At 42.1% G+C, this 19001-nt stretch carries 17 protein-coding genes and 2 pseudogenes; 14 read left to right on the top strand and 5 right to left on the bottom strand.

Going from position 1 to position 19001, the window contains the following annotated elements; genetic code table 11:
• Both AC4J95_RS06185 and AC4J95_RS06180 read left to right on the top strand, forming a co-directional pair.
• A pseudogene (locus tag AC4J95_RS06185) lies at positions 1-225 on the top strand (type I restriction-modification system subunit M); the annotation flags it as partial.
• The gene (locus AC4J95_RS06180) at positions 218-1420 is read left to right on the top strand and encodes a restriction endonuclease subunit S (protein ID WP_494549086.1); all 1203 of its coding nucleotides are present in this window, start codon (positions 218-220) and stop codon (positions 1418-1420) included. The pseudogene AC4J95_RS06185 and the gene AC4J95_RS06180, both read left to right, overlap by 8 nt.
• Before the next feature lie 40 nt (positions 1421-1460).
• Here the strand turns inward: AC4J95_RS06180 and AC4J95_RS06175 are convergent, their stop codons facing one another.
• Positions 1461-2387, bottom strand: a complete 927-nt coding sequence (locus AC4J95_RS06175; RefSeq protein ID WP_494549085.1) for a site-specific integrase — start codon at positions 2385-2387, stop codon at positions 1461-1463.
• A gap of 66 nt (positions 2388-2453) precedes the next feature.
• A complete protein-coding gene (locus AC4J95_RS06170; RefSeq protein ID WP_494549084.1) occupies positions 2454-3587 on the bottom strand; it encodes a restriction endonuclease subunit S in 1134 nt (377 codons plus the stop codon).
• Positions 3588-3756: 169 nt separating this feature from the next.
• Between AC4J95_RS06170 and licT the strand changes: the two genes are divergently transcribed.
• From licT to AC4J95_RS06140, 6 genes and pseudogenes are all read left to right on the top strand, one after another.
• Positions 3757-4587 carry a BglG family transcription antiterminator LicT gene (gene licT, locus AC4J95_RS06165; RefSeq protein ID WP_102873233.1) on the top strand — a complete coding sequence of 277 codons (831 nt, stop codon included), beginning with the start codon at positions 3757-3759 and terminating at the stop codon, positions 4585-4587.
• A gap of 101 nt (positions 4588-4688) precedes the next feature.
• Positions 4689-6614, top strand: coding sequence for a beta-glucoside-specific PTS transporter subunit IIABC (locus AC4J95_RS06160; RefSeq protein WP_494549083.1), 1926 nt, complete (start codon positions 4689-4691; stop codon positions 6612-6614).
• Positions 6615-7598 carry an ADP-ribosylglycohydrolase family protein gene (locus AC4J95_RS06155; RefSeq protein WP_494549082.1) on the top strand — a complete coding sequence of 328 codons (984 nt, stop codon included), beginning with the start codon at positions 6615-6617 and terminating at the stop codon, positions 7596-7598.
• Between the two features lie 191 nt (positions 7599-7789).
• Entirely contained in the window at positions 7790-8452 is a 663-nt protein-coding gene (locus tag AC4J95_RS06150; protein ID WP_494549081.1) for a response regulator transcription factor, read from the top strand.
• A complete protein-coding gene (locus AC4J95_RS06145; RefSeq protein ID WP_494549080.1) occupies positions 8449-9807 on the top strand; it encodes a sensor histidine kinase in 1359 nt (452 codons plus the stop codon). Before AC4J95_RS06150 ends, AC4J95_RS06145 begins: the two co-directional genes overlap by 4 nt.
• Positions 9808-10107: 300 nt before the next feature.
• Positions 10108-10653 (top strand): annotated as a pseudogene (locus AC4J95_RS06140) (M15 family metallopeptidase); the annotation flags it as partial.
• 208 nt (positions 10654-10861) lie between these two features.
• On the opposite strand, the gene AC4J95_RS06135 reads toward AC4J95_RS06140, so the two are convergent.
• The 3 genes from AC4J95_RS06135 to AC4J95_RS06125 form a co-directional block, all read right to left on the bottom strand.
• Positions 10862-11461 (bottom strand): NAD(P)H-dependent oxidoreductase, encoded by a 600-nt coding sequence (locus tag AC4J95_RS06135; RefSeq protein ID WP_494549079.1) that lies wholly within the window; start codon positions 11459-11461, stop codon positions 10862-10864.
• A 78-nt stretch (positions 11462-11539) separates the two neighbouring features.
• Positions 11540-12085, bottom strand: coding sequence for a Crp/Fnr family transcriptional regulator (locus AC4J95_RS06130; RefSeq protein ID WP_494549078.1), 546 nt, complete (start codon positions 12083-12085; stop codon positions 11540-11542).
• A 594-nt stretch (positions 12086-12679) separates the two neighbouring features.
• Positions 12680-13000, bottom strand: coding sequence for a YrhK family protein (locus AC4J95_RS06125; protein ID WP_494549088.1), 321 nt, complete (start codon positions 12998-13000; stop codon positions 12680-12682).
• A 207-nt stretch (positions 13001-13207) separates the two neighbouring features.
• On the opposite strand from AC4J95_RS06125, the gene AC4J95_RS06120 reads away from it, so the two are divergent.
• The 6 genes from AC4J95_RS06120 to AC4J95_RS06095 all read left to right on the top strand — a co-directional run bounded on the left by AC4J95_RS06120 (position 13208) and on the right by AC4J95_RS06095 (position 18900).
• Positions 13208-13867, top strand: a complete 660-nt coding sequence (locus tag AC4J95_RS06120) for a response regulator transcription factor (RefSeq protein ID WP_494549077.1) — start codon at positions 13208-13210, stop codon at positions 13865-13867.
• A complete protein-coding gene (locus AC4J95_RS06115; protein ID WP_494549076.1) occupies positions 13860-15245 on the top strand; it encodes a sensor histidine kinase in 1386 nt (461 codons plus the stop codon). The genes AC4J95_RS06120 and AC4J95_RS06115 overlap by 8 nt, the downstream gene beginning before the upstream one ends.
• A gap of 166 nt (positions 15246-15411) precedes the next feature.
• On the top strand, positions 15412-15732 hold the full coding sequence (locus AC4J95_RS06110; RefSeq protein WP_316402018.1) for a hypothetical protein: 321 nt from the start codon (positions 15412-15414) through the stop codon (positions 15730-15732).
• Between the two features lie 28 nt (positions 15733-15760).
• Positions 15761-17014 carry an efflux RND transporter periplasmic adaptor subunit gene (locus AC4J95_RS06105; RefSeq protein WP_494549075.1) on the top strand — a complete coding sequence of 418 codons (1254 nt, stop codon included), beginning with the start codon at positions 15761-15763 and terminating at the stop codon, positions 17012-17014.
• Positions 17007-17669: an ABC transporter ATP-binding protein gene (locus AC4J95_RS06100; protein WP_494549074.1), complete on the top strand. Its 663-nt coding sequence runs from the start codon at positions 17007-17009 to the stop codon at positions 17667-17669. Before AC4J95_RS06105 ends, AC4J95_RS06100 begins: the two co-directional genes overlap by 8 nt.
• 19 nt (positions 17670-17688) lie before the next feature.
• A complete protein-coding gene (locus AC4J95_RS06095; protein WP_494549073.1) occupies positions 17689-18900 on the top strand; it encodes an ABC transporter permease in 1212 nt (403 codons plus the stop codon).
• Positions 18901-19001: the final 101 nt, after the last annotated feature.

Raw genomic sequence — 19001 nt, 5'->3', positions numbered from 1 at the left:
GAGATTAAAGAGAACGAGTACAACCTAAACATTCCTCGTTATGTTGATACGTTTGAAGAAGCTGAGCCCATCGATATTGTTGAAGTTAGCAATAAGATACAAAAATTGAATGCTGAAATCAAACAAACAGAAACTGACTTTCTAGCTATGTTAGATGAACTCGCTGTTACTCCTGAAACGAAAGATATAATTGAAGCAACAAAAGGAGTGTTTAAGCATGACTAAAAATGCTCCAGAATTGCGGTTCAAAGGGTTTACTGACGATTGGGAACTGCGTAAGTTGGGAGAGTTAGGAGAAGTTACTACTGGAAAGGCATTTAGTAGTACTGATTTTGATAATCAAGGTGAATATCTAGTAATTACAAATAAAGACATATCAGATAGTTCTAGATCACAAAATGTTGTGACGAATAGAATTAGTATTTCTGATAATGAGACAATACAAAAGTATAATCTAAGTGGAAAAAACATTTTAGTTACGATGGATGGTGTTAATTTGGGTAAAAGCGCTATATTCAGTAATAGCAAAGCTTTGCTAGCACAAAGAGTTGGGAGAATAAAATCCAATCAATTGGAATTTATATATCAAATAACTTCTAGTAACACTTTCTTAAGTAAAATGCGGACGCTATCAGTTGGGAATGCTATTAAACATATTTCTTTAAAGCAAATTTCAGATTTTTCCAGTCTTGTACCTAAAGATACAACGGAACAACAAAAAATCGGCACTTTCTTCAAACAACTCGACAACACTATCGCCCTTCATCAGCGTAAACTGGATTTGTTAAAACAGTTAAAACAGGCGTATTTGCAGAAGATGTTCCCGAAAAATGGGGAGAAAGTGCCTGAAATACGTTTTGCTGATTTTGACGAGGTATGGGAACATCGTAAATTAGGAGATTTAGGTTCAGTTGCGATGAATAAACGTATTTTTAAAGAGCAAACAAATGACAATGGTGATGTTCCTTTTTTCAAAATAGGGACTTTTGGTTCAAAGGCAGATGCGTTTATCACTCGTGAACTTTTTGAAGAATACAAAGCAAAATACCCTTATCCTAAAATAGGAGATTTATTAATTTCTGCTTCTGGTAGTATTGGAAGGGTAGTTGAATACACGGGAAAAGATGAATATTTTCAAGATTCAAATATTGTTTGGCTAAACCATGATGGTAGAATTGAAAACTCCTTTTTAAAGCAGTTTTATAGAATAGTAAAATGGCAAGGATTAGAAGGAAGTACGATAAAACGTTTGTATAACAAAAATATATTAGAAACAAAAATTTCAATTCCAGATTCTAATGAACAACAACAAATCGGTAATTTTTTCAAACAGCTTGACGATATTATCACCCTTCATCGAGAAAAAAATGAAGCTTTAAAAAAAATGAAAAAAGCTTTTCTAAGTAAAATATTCATATAATTGTATTTCCCAGAAGACATATTATCTTCTGGGATTTTTCTTATACTAAAGCACTCAAATGTCGAATAATTTTATCATTGTCTTGATTTTCCAATTCTTGAATAATATGCAAATACGTCTCTTGAGTGGTTGTCATACTTGAATGCCCCAATCTTCTAGCAACACTCGCAATAGAAACACCTGCAAAAAGTAACAAAGATGCGTGAGTATGACGTAAACCATGTATAGTAATGGTCGGAACACTTGCTTTCTTACACAACACTTCAAGTCTTTTATTGATTGTTGAGTTGAACACTCGTCCATTCACAAAAATCAAACTATCTTCATTCATATTTTTGGTTAATTGGGAGAATTGCATACTAATCTGCCAATCAATTTGAATTTTTCTTTTTGAAGACTCATTTTTTGTGGGTTGAATTTCACCATTTGATTTTTTATAATTCCATGTTTTAGTTACTGTTAGACTTTGGTTGAAATAATCAAAATCTTGTGGAGTTAAGGCAAGAGCCTCTGAAAAACGTAGTCCAGTTTTTGCGATAAGCAGAATAAACCAATCCCAGTTAATTTCCTTATCTAATTCCAATTGCTTAAGTAAAGATTGTAACTCAAATTGATTCAAAAATTTGGGTTTCTTTTTGCAAGGCTTTTTGCCTTTAATAATAATTTTTCGAGTAGGATTTTTCTCAATTAAACCTTCGTCAACTGCATCAAGAATCGCCCCTTTGATTTGATGATGAAAGTCCATAGTTGTCTGTTTTTCATGAGTAAGAGCGTACTCGTTCAAAAGCATCTGATAATTCCTACGATCTAAATCAGATAAGCGTAGATTCGGTGCTAATTCTATAATTCTCTGATGTGTTACGTGATACTTATCCAATGTAATTTCTCGAATCGCCCCAACTTTGTATAGTTCCAACCATTCTTCAAAATATTGATGAAACAATACATCCTTTTTCTTTTTTCGCATACAAAATACCTCCTAAAGATAGTTATTTAGATTCCATCATAACTATTTTTAGGAGGTAATACTTTTTTATATGAACATTTTTTTTAGGAAAGCTATTTTTAAGGATTTTAGTTGGTCTAGGTACTTCTGATGTTGGGTGATAGTATTGTCCAGAGTCATGAAAAATAGTCCAATTTTTTCTTGCTCATTTCTACTTTCTGTTATTGAGAAAGTCATTTTTTTGAAAGAACCAGTAGTAATTTGATTGATGGTTGCTCCTAGATTTTTATTAATTTCTATTTTAAACTGTATTGTATCTAATAAAGCATTTATAAAATTTGATTCTTTCGAACGAATCCCTGTCATAAATGCACCAATTACAGTATGATTCATAGTTCTTTTTATTTGAGCATGTTTTCCAATTAAATCTCTAGAACCATTTCGGACAACAACAATAATATCTCCCTTCTGAACATTGTCCGCGTTTACAACTGAAGAATTAACATAGACATTATCTGCATCTACTATTTCTCCGTTTTTAACATTAGAAGATCTGAGAACAAAAGTTCCATTTTCAGAAACTATATTTTGTGGAGAATAAGTTAACCCGGAGTAAAATCTAACTAGTTCCCCCAACTTATGCTGTTCCCAATTCTCGTAAAAACCAGTAAATCGAATCTCAGGTGCTTTCTCTCCATTTTTAGGAAACATATTCTGCAAATACGCCTGTTTTAATCGTTTTAACAAATCCAGTTTACGCTGATGAAGGGCGATAGTGTTGTCGAGTTGTTTGAAGAAAGTGCCGATTTTTTGTTGCTCAGCTTCTAAAGGGAACATAGTAACTATATTCTTGAATTTTTTCAGCGATAAGACGTGTTGGCCAGTGCCTTCAGCTTGAATAGATATCTGTCGCTGAATTCCATTATTGATTCTGTTAAGGAAAAAATCAGAATCAGCGTTCTTCAAAGTAAATACGGGGTAAAAATAGCTAATGATGCCTTTATCGATAATATCATTTCGGTTAAACACAAATACATCGTTATCACTCCGACTTCGAAATGTAAAATACCCTCTTGGAAGTACAAAATACCCAATGTTATCATTTGTAGTAACTTGACGACTGGAAAAATACTCTTCTTGTAAGATAATCCCTCTATGCTGCGACGATGTCAAAACTGGATATTGATTTTGAACGGTTGTCTTTTCGATATGGTCAACCACATAGTTAACTAACTTACGCAGTTCCCAATCGTAAATGGGCTAATGAAATTGTAAAAAAGGGTTCATAAAGAATCAATTGAGTATGCTTCTATTAACTCCCTTGACTTTCCCCAAAGAACCCGTATCATAGCTTATGAAAGTTTGCTGAGGCGGAGGATGGGGAGAGAGCTTGCTTAGAATTAAGAAGATTTTTAACAACAATGTGGTCTTGGTGATTGATACGAAGGGACTGGAGCGGATCTTGATCGGTAGGGGGATTGCCTTTCGGAAACGGGTTGGCGAGACGGTTGAGAAGGACAAGATCGAGAAGACGTTCGTGGTGGATTCTCCGAATGTGGCGGATCGGTTTGTGCAGTTGATCGAAGAAGTCCCGATCAATCGGCTGGAGATGGTAACGGTGATCGTCAAGGCTGCGGAAGCGGAGCTGGAGCGGACCTTTGACGGGAATACCTATATTGGGTTGGCGGATCACATTAACTATGCGGTGAATCGATTTCGGAATGGGGAAACGATTCAAAATGCGTTGTTATTGGAGATCAAGAAGTTTTATCCGAAGGAATTTGCGGCGGGCATGAAGGCGCTGGAGCAGATCAGCTATTATGAAGGGATCGAGCTGAATGAGGATGAGGCAGGGTTCATTGCGCTTCATTTTATTAATGGCGGCTTGAACAATGATACGGCTCAGACGTTATTGACAACGGAGATGCTGCAGAAGGTGGTCTTGATCGTTGAGGATGGTTTAGGGATCGAGCTGGATACGGAATCGCTGAATTATGTTCGTTTCGTTACCCACTTGAAATTCTTTATTCAACGTGTCATAATAAACGAACCGAGACAGGAAGCGGTGCCGGAGATGTATGAACAGGTGGTTCAGTTTTATCCGAAGGCGACTGAGAGTGTCGGGATCATTAAGCAGTATTTACAAGAGAAGCTGGCTTGTCGGATTTATCCGGAGGAGGAGATGTACTTGATTCTCCATGTCCAGCGGCTAATTAAATAAACGGGATTGTAACTGATTATGCAGGCAACACCCAAGCAAGGGATGAAGAGTCTCTTGTTTGAGTGTTGCCTTTTTTATATGCCAAAAAAGGGGGAAGCAACATGGATAAGTATCAAAGCTTGGTGTCATTTATTTTGGAAAAGGTCGGTGGAAAGGAGAATGTCTTAAGTGTCACGCATTGTATGACACGGCTGCGTTTTACCTTGAAGGATGATTCGTTGGTCCAGCGTGAGGACGTGGTGAAATCGCCGGATGTGATGAGTGCGCAATTTGCCAGCGGGCGGTTTCAGGTAGTTGTCGGGACGAATGTGGCGGATATTTTCCAAGTGGTTCAGGAACAGCTGAATGGAAAAACAGTCGCGGCAGAAGAAGAGAAAAAAGGATTCGTTAGCACCTTAGTGGATACGATTACCAAGGTGATCACACCGGTCTTAGGGATTTTAACGGCTTCGGGTTTGCTGCAGGGGATCTTGGCTTTATTGACGGCGACGAATGTTTTGTCGGTCAATGATGGGGCGTATATTATTCTGCATGCGATGGGGCAGACGGTCTTTTACTTTTTACCGGTCACACTAGGCTACACGAGTGCGAAGGCCTTTAAGATGAACCCGTTTGTAGGGATGATGCTTGGAGCGACGCTGCTGATTCCAGAGCTGATGACAGGTTTGACGAGCGGCGATGCGCTGTATACGTTATTCAACGGAACGCTGTTCCAAACGCCGGTCTTTAACACGTTCTTTGGGATTCCGATTCTTTTTCCGGCGAATGGCTATCAATACACCGTCATTCCCATCATCTTTATTGTCTATGTTGGTTCAAAGGTCGAAAAATGGTTGAAAAAGGTTGTGCCGGCAGTGATTGCTCACAACGTGAATTCGTTCTTAACGATCCTGATCACGGTTCCTTTAGCGATTTTGGTGGTTGGTCCGGTGACGAATGTTCTTAGTTCATTGATCAGTGCCGGCGTATCAGGGTTATATGGCATTTCTCCTGTAGTGACTTCGCTAGTGGTAGCGTTGCTTTATCAACCATTGGTTATTTTTGGGTTGCATTGGCCAATTTCAGCGATCGGGATTACAAACTTGGCGCAATCGGGCGTGGATTACATCTTCCCAATGTCCTTTACTGCCAATTTTGCGCAAACTGCTGTTGTACTGGCTGTCTTTTTACGGACGCGCTCGAAGGATCAAAAGACGTTGGCGATTCCAGCGATGGTATCGGGTTTGTTCTGTATCATTGAACCGGCGATCTACGGCTTTAGTTTACCTGTCAAGAAACGTTTTGCCTTCTCAATGCTTGGGGGTGCAGTTGGTTCATTGATCTTAGCGCTGACCTCGACAAAAATGTACGCGATGTCCTTTGGGATTCTAGGCTTTGCGGCGTTTATTGATCCGAAAAGCGGCAGTATGAATGGCGTGATTATCGCGGTTATTGCGTCAATCGCGACAGCTGCGGTGCCATTTGTGTTAACCTATATGACCTTTAAAAAAGAGGAAGACGTCGTCGATCCTGAAGAAAAAAGTCTCGTGAAAGCCGAAGTATTGGTTTCACCTTTAGCAGGGGAAATCAAGCCAATCGAACAGGCGACAGATGCCAGCTTTGCATCAAAAGCGTTAGGCAGCGGCTTTGTGATTGTTCCAGAAAAGGGCGAGGTGGTCTCGCCGGTCACTGGTACGGTGGAAACTGTTTTCCCGAGTGGTCATGCTATTGGAATCATTAGTGACACGGGGATCGAAGTGCTGATCCATATCGGGATTGATACAGTGGAATTAGAAGGTCAAGGCTTCCATCCATTAGTAGAAAAAGGACAATCTGTTGTTCAAGGCGAGAAAATTCTAGAAGTAGATTTGGAAAAAGTCACCGAAGCGGGCTATTCGATTGAATCTTTTGTGACGGTTACGAATTCCGATCAATTTCTAGACGTGCTTAGCCAACAGGAAGGTCATGTGAAGCTCAATGACAAGGTCATGACCGTCATTCCTTTCAACAATCAAGCAGAAGCAATCAACTTAGCGGAGGTAAATTAAGTGAGAGAAAAGATTTGGGGCGTACTCGCAGCCGGAGCATTAGGAGACGCGATGGGGATGCCGACAGAATGCTGGTCACAGGAAAAAATCCGTCAGAATTTTCCCGATGGGGTAACCGAATTAATCGCATCAAACGAAAACGATGTGTTTGGACGCAAATTAGCGGCAGGAGCGATCACCGATGATACATTGAACGTGTTGATGATCTTATCCATGATTAAGAAAAACCACGGGCAGATTCGGGTGGCAGACTATGTTGCGGAGCTACGAGAATGGAATGACAACTCTCCGGTTTCCGCCTTTGTTTCCGGTCCATCAACGTTGAAGGCGCTGGATAAAATCGCTCAAGGTGTGCCGATCGAAGAGACGGGTGTCACAGGAACAACCAACGGGGCTTCTATGAAAATTGCCCCGATCGGATTAATCAGCGATTACCAGGACTTACCGACATTAGTAAAAAATGTCGCGGAAATCTGCCTGCCAACCCATAACACCAAAATTGCTATCGCCGGAGCGAGTGCGGTCGCAGCCGCGATCAGCTACACAGTCCGCGGAGGACAATTGATTGAAGAAATCTGGTCAGTGGCCTTTGACGCGATTAATGTAGCCAAAGAATATGGTCACGATTTCCCAGCGGCTTCTTTGACCTTCCGCATGAATCAGGCGCGAAAAATCCTGCGGCAGGAAGCGGATGAAACCGTCATCCTAAAACGACTATACCAAGAAATCGGGACCGGTATGGAAACCATCGAAACCATTCCAAGTGCTTTCGTGATTGTCGAATTAGCCAAAGGCGATCCATTAAAAGCCGCCCAATTAAGCGCCTCTCTGGGATGGGATACCGATACGATCGGCGCCATCAGCGCAGCGATTTGCGGTGGCATGAACCCAGAGCTGCCAAAGGAAATGATTCAGCAGATTGAAGAGGTTAATCAGTTGGATTTTGAGGAGTTGACGGAGGAAGTTGTTCCGTTTGTGAAGTGATGACAAGCGTCGCCTATTAGAGAGAAGAATCAAACCAGCATCTGTGAACCTAATCGCAGATGCTTTTTTTGACCATTCATAGAGTCGAGTGAGCAGCTACACTCGATTGAAAGCAAGAGAAAGGAACAATTTGGGCAAAAATACAGGAAAAATCCAGTTTGATGTATTACTATCAAAGGTGGAGGGATCGTATGGCTATTCGAATTTTACTTGTAGAAGATGATGCAATTATTTGTGATACTGTGAAGGCTTTTTTGGTGGAAGCGGGCTTTCAGGTGGATTCCAGCGGAGATGGGGACAAGGCTTTTGAGCTGTTTTATGAAAATGTCTATCAATTGGTGATTCTGGATATCCTGCTACCGGGGATGAATGGGTATGAATTATTGGCAGAGATTCGAAAAATCAGTGATACACCGATTTTAATGATGACGGCCCTGTCAGATGATGAGAATCAGCTGAAGGCTTTTGATGGGGAAGCGGATGATTATGTGACCAAGCCCTTCAAAATCCAGCTATTAATGAAACGTGTCGAAGCCTTGCTGCGGCGATCAGGTGCGCTGGCGAAAACGTTGAGCATCGGGAAATTAACGCTTTATCCGGAAAACTATAGAGTGACCTATGCTGAAACGGAGATAAGTCTCACACTAAAGGAATTTGAGATATTATTGCTGCTGGCCCAAAATAAGGGCAAGACCATGACGCATGAAATGATCCTGTCTCGTGTTTGGGGCTATGATTTTGATGGCGATGAAAGTACGGTGCATACGCATATCAAGAATCTGCGGAGAAAGCTTTCGGTGAAACTAATTAAGACTGTTCGGGGAATCGGCTATTATTTGGAGGAGGCGGAATGAAGAAAAACAGTATCACCGTAAAAATTTTTATCTACACGATTCTGGCGATGATGTTCCTTGTAGTAGTCACGGTCGCATTGTTTTCGAATCAGTTTTTAACGCTGTCCAGAGCGGTGGAACGTGAACGAATTTTTGAAGAGTATCAGCCGCTGGTGGCTGCCGTCGAGGGAAAAAGCAATCCCGATGTAGCGAGAAGCGCCCAGGATTTTTATCAGGAAAACCAGTCCTTTGAGTTCATTATTTTAAACAAAGACGATAGCACATTGTTCGCTACGCCGAAAGCGGTCGCACCGGTGACGGGCAAAACGGATTTTTATTATGTTGTGTATGAGGACAAGGAGCGCGGGTATTCTGTCGTTGCGCAAACGCGGCCTGCCTTAACGGGCTTTTACCACGAAATTATCAGCCGAGCGGTGGTAGTTGTCTTGTTCATGCTGCTGCTGGCTCTTTTGCTGGCCTACTTTTTCACGCGGCAGCTGGCCAATCCAATCAAGCGGTTGGCTGAAAATACCAAAAAGATGTCTGCCTTAGAGGATGTGCCGCAAACCCTGCCAAATCGAAAGGATGAATTAGGCGAGCTTGCCAAAGATGTTCATTTTATGTATGGCGAGCTAAAGAAAACGATCGCCCATCAAGAGGCAGAAATTGTCCGAGAAAGACAGATGGAGGAGTCGCAAAGATACTTTTTCTCAGCAGCCTCCCATGAGCTGAAAACCCCTATTGCAGCCGCCAGTGTTTTGCTGGAGGGGATGTTAGCCAACGTTGGCGACTATAAGAATCATCCGAAATATTTGCGGGAATGTTTACGGCTGATGGAGGATCAAAGCCATTTGGTTTCTGAGATACTGGAAACGGTAAAGCTGATCGATGGTAAAATCGCACTTGCCCCCAAAAAAATAGAATTATTGCCCCTGCTCAATGAGACCCTGCTTTCCTATCAAGCCTTGATTGAGGAGTTAAATCAGACCGTCACGGTTGCGATCGACGCGGAGGCGTCAGTTTTTATGGATGAAAATGTTTTAAAAAAAGTTCTCTCAAATGTGTTATCAAACGCGATTCGCTATTCACCGCCAGGGGCAGAGATTTCGATTGACGCGAAGGCGCTGGAAACGGATTATCTTCTGACGATCAAGAACGCACCAGCAAGCATCCATGAGGATATTTTGGAAAAACTATTTGATCCTTTTTATAAAGGCGATGCTGCCAGGACCAAACGAACGACCAGCAGCGGTCTAGGTCTGACCATCGTAAAAAAAATGCTGGATCTGTCGGCGGTTTCCTTCGAGCTGCAGAATGCAGGGGATGGCGTAGTGTTTAATATGCGACTCCCAAAAGGAAATGACGCGCAGCAATAAGCGGCTTCGGCTGCTTATTTTTTTACAGGAAAACTACAGATTGCCAACAGGTTAATTACATATTCTCCCGTCATAATCAAGGCAACGAATGATTTAGGAGGAAAAACGATGGCAATGTCGAAAAATAGCAACCGTCATGTATATTTAGCAAATAGAAAAAATAAAAAACTAATTGGAATCTCGATTCTAGCAACACTTATCGTAGTAACAATGCTTCCCTTTAAAAATACACTGTTCAGCAAATTCACTAGAGCGGATGGAGGAGCCGCACAACAAACCGCTCTTTTTTCAACTACGACAGACGCTGACTGGGCCACCTTGCTAGTGAATCGTTGGCACCCGCTTCCTGAAAACAGCCAACCAGAGCTGGTGACGCTGGAAAATGGCGAAAGAATTGATAAAAAAATTTCTGAGCCATTACAAAAAATGCTGGACGCAGCCAAGGCAGAGGGGGTGTTTCCGATTGTCGCATCAGGCTATCGAAGCTCAGTCCAGCAGCAGGAGCTTTTAGACAACAAGATTGAAGAATACAAAAAAGCAGGCAACAGCCGCCAGCAAGCCAAAGAAAAGGCGGAAAAATGGGTCGCACTTCCAGGAACCAGCGAGCATCAGCTGGGAATCGCCGTAGATATAAATGAAGACAAATGGCGTTCCTCTGCGGCAGATGTGTACAACTGGTTGCAGGTAAATGCCCATAAATTTGGTTTCATTTACCGCTACCCTTCAGATAAAACAGAGATCACCGGGGTCATCAATGAGCCTTGGCATTATCGTTATGTTGGGATTGGACCGGCAACGGAGATTTATCAAAAAGGCCTTTGCTTAGAGGAATATTTGGGAGGGTGAGAGAGTTGATAGTGGAGGGAAAGGACTGGTTGTGATGCGTTTAGAAGTCATCAATATCCTTATAAACTAGTTAAAGAGTGGAATATCCGCCCCAAAGCAATTCTTGCCTAGGAGTATGGGGAGCTTGCACGGTTATATTCCACTCACAATCGTCATCGATGGTTACGTAAAGGTGTGCTAGGACAGCTCAGAATATTTTGGCTTGAACTCAACTAACAGAGTTCCTAGTCGCAAATTGCTGTTCAATATTCTTTAGCCACTTTTGTCTTTTCTCGGTTTTGACCATTTTGATCATATTGAAGCTGATCCATTTTACATTTTTCATACCAGATTTCTTAAAAGTGCCTTTTATAAGGGCCTTTTTGAGTGCATTACCATAAGTTAGTTTGTACATTGCTTTGGGTGTATTCATTGTTGTAATTATTGTTGTAGATTGTAATTTAGGCAAAAGACTTACCATACTTATACCATTTTCTTTATAGTCATAGGTTAGACCTGGATAAATAACTTTATCAATAAAGCCCTTGGTTAAAGCGGGCATCAGCTCCCACCAAATTGGAAAGATGAAAACAAGATGATCTGCATGCTTAATTTTTTCTGCATAACTTATGGCCATTGGATCAACTGCTTGATGCTTTACAAATCCCAATAAGTCGGCCGATGTCATTACAGGGTTAAAATTCTCTTTATCTAGATCGATTAGTTCATATTCCCCATGTGCTTTCTTTATTCCACGTATCACTGATTCTAGAATAGCGTGATTGTAGCTGCCTTCATATGGATGGTTATAGATAATAAGTGTAGTCATATTGATGTCTCCTTTACTCTTTTCTGACTAAAGAATAAAGGGAAAGCCTGTTTGAGTAATTAACAAAAGATAATTCAGTTACTTTATTCTCTTTTTTATTCTGCTTAAAGAGACTGGTGTAATACCCAAAAAGGAAGCTATGTGGCGGTCTTGAACACGTGTCACTAATTCTGGATTTTTTTCTACCAAAGAAATATATCTTTTTTCTGGTGTTTCTTTAATTCTTGATAAAAAATAGTCTGTATATGCAATAAAGCGCTCCGATAACTGTTTCAACATTAAATGTGTTAAATCTGTGGACTGCTTCAATAAAAGATCTAAATTTGCTTTATCCAGGATTAATAGCTCGGAATCTTCCATAGTCTCAATTGAAAACATGCTTGGTTTTCCAAGGTAAAAACTCTCATAAGAGGAAACCACCTGTCCTTCAAAGAAAAATTGGAATGTAATATCTTTTCCATCATCATTATTCCAAAGACGAAGTGCTCCTTTTTTAACAAAATATACTTTATCAGCAACATCTCCCTCATATAAAAGCGTGGTATTCGCTGATACTGTTTTTTTACGCCAGTAATTCTCTTGCTTCTCATTGGTTAAGTGAAGCAGTTCATAATAAGTTTCCATAGAACATCTCCCCCTTATCTATACATAAATTGAAATAGTGAAATTAGTACGTTTATTATATCTGTTTTATTCCAATAACAAAAACACCAGGGAAAGCACTCATACGATTTTGAAACCAACTAAAAAAGTGCTAATTCACTTTTTTCTCTCAAACGTAATAACTTATCCAATTCTGTGACCTTAAAAAGTTTCCTTTACCGTTGCACAAGGAGGCATTGACGGGTCTTTTCCATTACACACTTCCTTCATACTTCAACAGATACTCATGTTCTTCTTTAATGAGCTGTTTGATTTCGGTGAAATCTTCGGCGCAAATGTTTGGAATTTCCAGTGCGTTGACTCCGCAATAGGCTTTATTCTTTCCGTCTGGGTAGATGTAGCTGTAGATATGTGTCTCGGGTTAACCGGCGCAGTAATCGCAGGTGTTTTCGATACAGCCGGAGGATTTACTGGGATATTTTTCAATGTTGGTACGAATGACCTCAGCGAACTTTTGCGAGTAGCCATTGCAAGCTGAAAATCGAAGGGCGAAAAAAGGGTGAATGCTCTTTTTTCTTTCGGATACCGATTTTGGCGATCGGCTTATTGTGAGAGCTAGGCTTGAAGGAATTGATTAAATCGTTTCGTGAATTCTTTTGAATCGGCTTTTGCGACGTTTCTTTCTTGTTTTTTTTCTATCTTTAAATCATCATAGATAAAAATATTTTTGATAATTCGTAAAATCAGACGGATGGTCAGAAAGCTCGAACCAGCGAGATAGAAATACATGCCAATGCGATCAGGGATCGGGGTTAGGGCGGCGACACTGCCGAGGATATAAAAGAAGCCGGTTAATAGGTCAACTGCCAGAGAGAGAATCGTATATCTATTTTGAAAATACACACGAAATCTTTCCCCGTGTATGTGATATCGCAGACTTTTTTATTAATTGTTGCAGTTCATAAATCGTGGATTCTTGAGGCAAAAATAAGATGATTACATCCATCTCCTATAAGAGTCAAGGAGAACAGAGCTACAGGAATGTTCATACACTTTTGTACATCCATGAGCAAACCAAACAAAAACCTGTTACACTATTCCTTACTAGGACCTGCGGGAAAAATGAAGGATTGGAGATAATGGATGAGACATATATTGGTAGTGGAGGATGAGAAGGAGATTCAGGACTTTATCAAGGAATGTTTGCTGGAGGCGGGCTATGAAGTGACGACCGCTGATGATGGTGTGATGGCGATTGATTGTTTTAACAATGGCTCATTTGATCTGGTGCTGCTGGATGTCATGCTGCCGAAAATTGATGGTTTTGCTGTTTGCGAAGTAATTCGGCTGCATTCTTCTGTGCCTATCATTATGCTGACGGCCATGACCGAAGAGGAGGATCAGGTGAGGGGCTTTGATCTGTTAGTCAATGATTATGTCTGCAAGCCCTTCTCTTATATCGTTTTATTAAAGAGGATCGAAGCGGCTCTACGGCAGAATACTGCACCAGACATGAACGGCAAGCTGATCCTGCATGATATTGTGGTAAACAAAAAAACGCATGAGGTTTTTTCAAACAATCGACTGGTTACCTTGACGAAGATCGAGTATAAGATGCTGGTGTTTTTACTGGAGAACAAAGGTCAGGTTCTGACCAGAGAACAGCTGCTGCAGGCAGGTTGGGAGCTGGATTATTACGAGAACAGTGACAAGTTGGTGAATCATCATATGATGAATATTCGTAAGAAACTGGAAACGAACGCGATCGAGACGATTCGGGGAGTGGGGTATCGGATTGTATAATAAATTAAGGACCAGTCTGGGAACAAAGGTTTTTGTCTTCACGTTTCTACTGCTTTCTATCTCAACGTTGGGCCTTTATCTTGTCATCATGTTTTCGGTTCCAGCGACTTACCAGGAGCAAATTGATCAGGAAGTCAACAACTCTTTTTTTCAATTAGTAAAGGAACTGAAAGAGGACGGATTAGACGAAGACAAAATCGAGAAGTATAGTCAGCGTTATCAGGCGAATATCGATCTTACCGATAAAGCAGGAAATAAAATCGGTAGGTGGGGCAAGCTGCCTAAGCAGGATGGTACAGCAAAAGAAGGGACCGTTATTTCAGCGGCGACAGAATTAAAGATTGGCGAGAAGGAGTATTTTGTGACTATGACAGCGATCGCCGAGCCTGTAAATCAGATTACGGCAATCATGAAGGGACTGCTTCCGTATGTCTTGCTGGGTATCCTGATCTTCTCGACGGTCACCGCTTATATCGTTTATCGGATCATCGCCAAGCCGATCATTAAGCTGAGTGATGTTTCTAAAGCCTACGCAAACTTGGATTTCGACCAGGAAATGTCCATACACCGTAAGGATGAGATCGGACTGCTCTCGATGAATTTGGAGCAGCTTGCACATAATTGGTCGGGTGCTTTAGAGGAATTAAATCAGGCGAATGATCAATTAAAGGAAGAAATTCAACATGAGGTTGCTCGAAAGCAGCAGCAGCGGGAATTCTTTTCAGCTGTCTCTCATGAATTAAAAACGCCGATCACGATCATGAGTTGTATGGTGGAGGGAATGATCCATCGCATCGGTCGCTATAAGGACCGCGACGAGTATCTGGTTCATACGCAGGAGACGTTGAGCGACATGGAACAGCTCGTCAAGGAGATCATGATGATCTCGAAGCTGGAATCAGAGGCGGAATTAATCCGACCTGTTAATTTTGAGGTTGCTGCTTTACTTGAAACGACAATCGAAAAAAATGCTCAGCTTGCAGATGCTCGCGAGATTAAGATTGTCCAGCAGCTAGAGCGATCTGTGAGGATTCATGCGGACTATGATTTGCTTAAACTCGTTTTTTCTAATTTGTTTACCAATGCGATTCATCACTCCCCTAGAGGAGAGCAGGTTGAAGTGCTCATGGATCAGACAGCGGACCATCTGCTGATTTCTTTTGAAAACACGGGGGTACACATCCCGGAAGAAAAGCTGGCGGATCTGTATGAGCCTTTTCAGCGATTGGAGACTTCGCGAAATCGGAAGTATGGCGGCAGCGGTTTAGGGCTGTATATCGTTAAGACGATTCTCGATAAGCACGCGTTTCAGTATCGCTTTTTCAATACAGACAAGGGTGTGAAATTTGAGATTCAATTGCCCTTGTCTAGTGAATAACCAAATCCTTTGCTTCACGAACGGCGATGAATGTTGAGCCGTTTGTGAAGCTTTTTCTATATCTTGATCAAAAGTACATCTTTTCTCGATTAAAACTAGATATTCCTTCGCTATAGTGAATTCAACGAAAGATAAAACAATAAAAAAATAGTTGGAGGGATTCGTTATGAAGAAAATGGGTATCGGTCTATTGTTATTATTTGTTGTATTTGGCTTAGCGGGCTGCGGAGAGAAGAAGGAAGCGACTACGGAGTCTTCTGCTGCAAAGCAGGACAATCCATTGGAGGGACTTTCGGAAAAGGATGTTGTTTCCGAGGAAGAAACAGAGGTTGACGGCGAAAAGATCGTTATTAAGACACTGAAGGATGGGCAAACGATCGCGCTGCCAAAAGGTATGACCATCGATGACGCGAAGAAGGAACAAGAAAACGGGAACGGAGAGCTTTCGGTTCATGAAGAAGAGACGAGCAAAGATCCGGAAAAATAGAGACTGAAGACGGAAGGAGTGGTGCCTGATGAAAAAAAGAAGGACAAAAAAGAAATCAAATAAAAAAAGCGTGCTGCTTATCCTGTCGTTGGTTCTATTCGGATTTGTCACAGTCATTTTTGTTTACGCTGGCTCAGGCACGGAAAAGCAGGCGGAAGGAAAGCTCATCCCCGTCAAAGTCTCAGAGCTTTCCAAGGATACCAAGGAAGGCGCGAATTTTCTCTTATCGGGAACCATCAAGCCTAAACGGAGCAGCGAGCTGTTCTTGGATGCCAGCAAAGGAAAAGTATTGGAGACCTTGGTCAAGGAAGGGGATAACGTGACGAAGGGGCAGGAGCTGTTCCGTTATGTCAGTCCAGAAAACGAGTTTGAAGTTAATCAGGCTCAGCTGGAGGTTGATAATCAAGCGAAAATCCTGCAGCAAAAACAGGAAGAGTCAGCATTTAAGTGGAACCGCCACACGGAAAGACAAAATGAACTGAATGCCGCCACGCAAAAATATAACCAAGCCAGTGAGGAAGAAAAGGAAGCGTTGAAACAGGACAAGGATGCCAAAGCGGAACAGGTTCAGCAAAGTCTAGAAGAGGCACGGTTGGCGGAGACGGAGGTTAAAAATGCGGCGCTGCAGGTGGAAAAGGCCCAAATCAATGTGAACTCGATCAAAGAAAAATTCGGAGACAGTACGATTCGTTCAGAGATTGACGGGCGGATACTCAAGATTGATCAGGATCAGCTCAACACACCATCACCGTCGAAGGACGCCTTCATGCAGATCGTTGATGACTCGACCCTCTATGTAGAGGGAATGGTGGATGAATTTCGCAAGGACCAGCTGAAGCTGGATCAGCCGGTGAAAATCGTTGATCGCAGCGGATCTGATCAAGTCTGGACCGGAAAAGTAACTAAGATTGACCAGCTGGCTTCTAGTGAGGACGCGGATAAGAAAGAGGAGGAGAATCCGAATTTATCGAAATATCCTTACCGAGCACTGCTTGATCCGTCTGACACCAAGCCTGCGCTGGATAAAAATGTCTACCTTTCAGCTGAACCATTGGAAAATGAGGAGGCGTTATTTATTCCCCTTGATTATCTGGTCAAGGAAAACGGGAAGTATTATGTCTGGGTCGTCAAAAATTCAAAAATAAGCAAAACAGAAGTAGCGGCAGAAGAAGTGGCAAATCAAAAATATGCCCGAATTCCGTCTGGTCTTTCCGCGGATCAAGAAATCTTATTGCCGCAGGAAAGCCTAAAGGAAGGGATGTCGATCAGCGACCATGATTGAGCTAACGAATATTTCAAAAAAATATCAGCAGGGATCGCAGGAAATCGTTGTGCTGAAGAACATCAACCTGACCATCCAGCAGCAGGAGTTTGTCGCTATTATGGGGCCTTCCGGCTCGGGAAAATCAACGTTGATGAACCTGATCGGTTGTTTGGATCAGCCGTCGGAGGGCGAATTGCTGATCGATGGCATCGCGACCGCTCAGCTAAAGGATCACGAATTATGTGATCTGCGGAATCAGACCATTAGCTTTGTCTTTCAGAACTTTAACCTTTTGGCGAAGCAAACGGCGCTGCAAAATGTCGAGCTGCCGTTGATCTATCGAAAGATTGCCAAGAAGGAGCGGGTTGAACGGGCGAAAGAAGCACTGGCACGGGTGGGATTAGCTGAACGAATGGATTTTCTCCCGAGTGAGCTATCTGGCGGACAAATGCAACGGGTGGCAATCGCTCGGGCATTAGTCACAGATTCTTCGCTGATTCTGGCGGATGAACCGACTGGCGCACTGGATACTAAGAACAGCAGACAAATCATGGAATTCTTCAATGAGCTGAATGTGATCGAAAACAAAACAATCGTCCTGATCACGCATGAACCGGAGGTCGCTGAATATGCCAGCCGCAAAATCATCATTCGCGATGGCGCCATCGCTTAATTGAAAAGGGGGAAGAGCGTTGATAGAAAATACTAAGCTGGCCTTAAAAGCCATTCGCGAGCATAAGCTTCGTTCTTTTTTAACGATGCTGGGGATCATCATCGGCATCGCAGCGATCATCGCCATTTTCTGTATCATCAGCGGCAATACGGAGAAGATGAAACAGGGAATCGTCGGCAGCGGAAATAACTCGGTCGACATTCTCTACGGCTCCAAGGCGACCTTCAGAAAGACCATCAGAAAATCTAAGGAGACTTTCCCTTCTTATGTGCCGCTGATCCCTGAAAAAGAGATCAACCAGCTGGACAATGCGCCGGAGATTAAGAATGCAACGCTCTTCCAAAAAGAATTCTTGCGTATTTTCTATGGAGACAAAAGTATTCAGGCCAATGTCAGTGCCATCGCGCCGAAGTTTTTTGCGATCACTCCACATACGCTGGTTGAAGGACGCTTCTTCAATGAGAGTGATTATGACGGGAGTAAGCAGGTTATCTTATTACCAAAGGATTTTTATCAGGAACTGTTTCCCCGAGGAAATGGGCTCAATCAATTGGTTGAGATCAACGGTATTCCCTTCAAGGTCATCGGCGTGGTGGTCGATCCCAGTCGGAAAAATGAATACACCGAGCGACAGGCCTTTGTTCCCTTCAATAACTGGTCGATCCTGTCGCAAAAGGTCAATCCTCAGCCGACCGTCCGCGTTCAAACACAGAACACGGATCAGTTGAAACCCATTAGTAATCAGGTGATTCGTTATTTAAATCAAAAAATACCGGCATCAGATTTTGAATTTGGTGTAAATGATTATGAGGATATCGCAAATAATTTGGAAGAAATCAATCAATCAAACTTTATTATGCTGGTGGGGATTGCCAGTATCTCGCTATTAGTCGGCGGTATCGGCGTAATGAACATTATGCTGGTCTCTGTCACGGAACGGACCAAAGAAATCGGCCTGAAAAAGGCGCTTGGCGCGCGCAAGAGCATTATTTTGGCACAATTTCTGATTGAAGCGATCACATTGTCCTTTATTGCCGGAGTCATCGGTGTGTTTTTGGGGATCGGTGTCGGGTTTCTTGTGAGCCGTTCGATGGATTACCCCTTCATTCTTTCAGAAAAATCGATCGTCGGAAGTCTGCTATTCTCCAGTACGATCGGAATCGTCTTTGGTTTTCTGCCCGCGTACAAGGCAGCGAAGCTAAGCCCTATCGAAGCGTTGAAGTTTGAGTAATCCTATCAGAGCAAAGCTAAAATGTAACACCTGTTGATTAGAGAGGAACAAGGAGGAAAAAATGGAGTGGCTGAGTCGTTTAATGAGAATGAGGCGATAGA

It is taken from the genome of Enterococcus sp. GPZ-007, from assembly GCF_059374735.1.
Note: the sequence above shows the minus strand (reverse complement) of the source record. Positions and strands in the feature narration are given on the sequence as shown.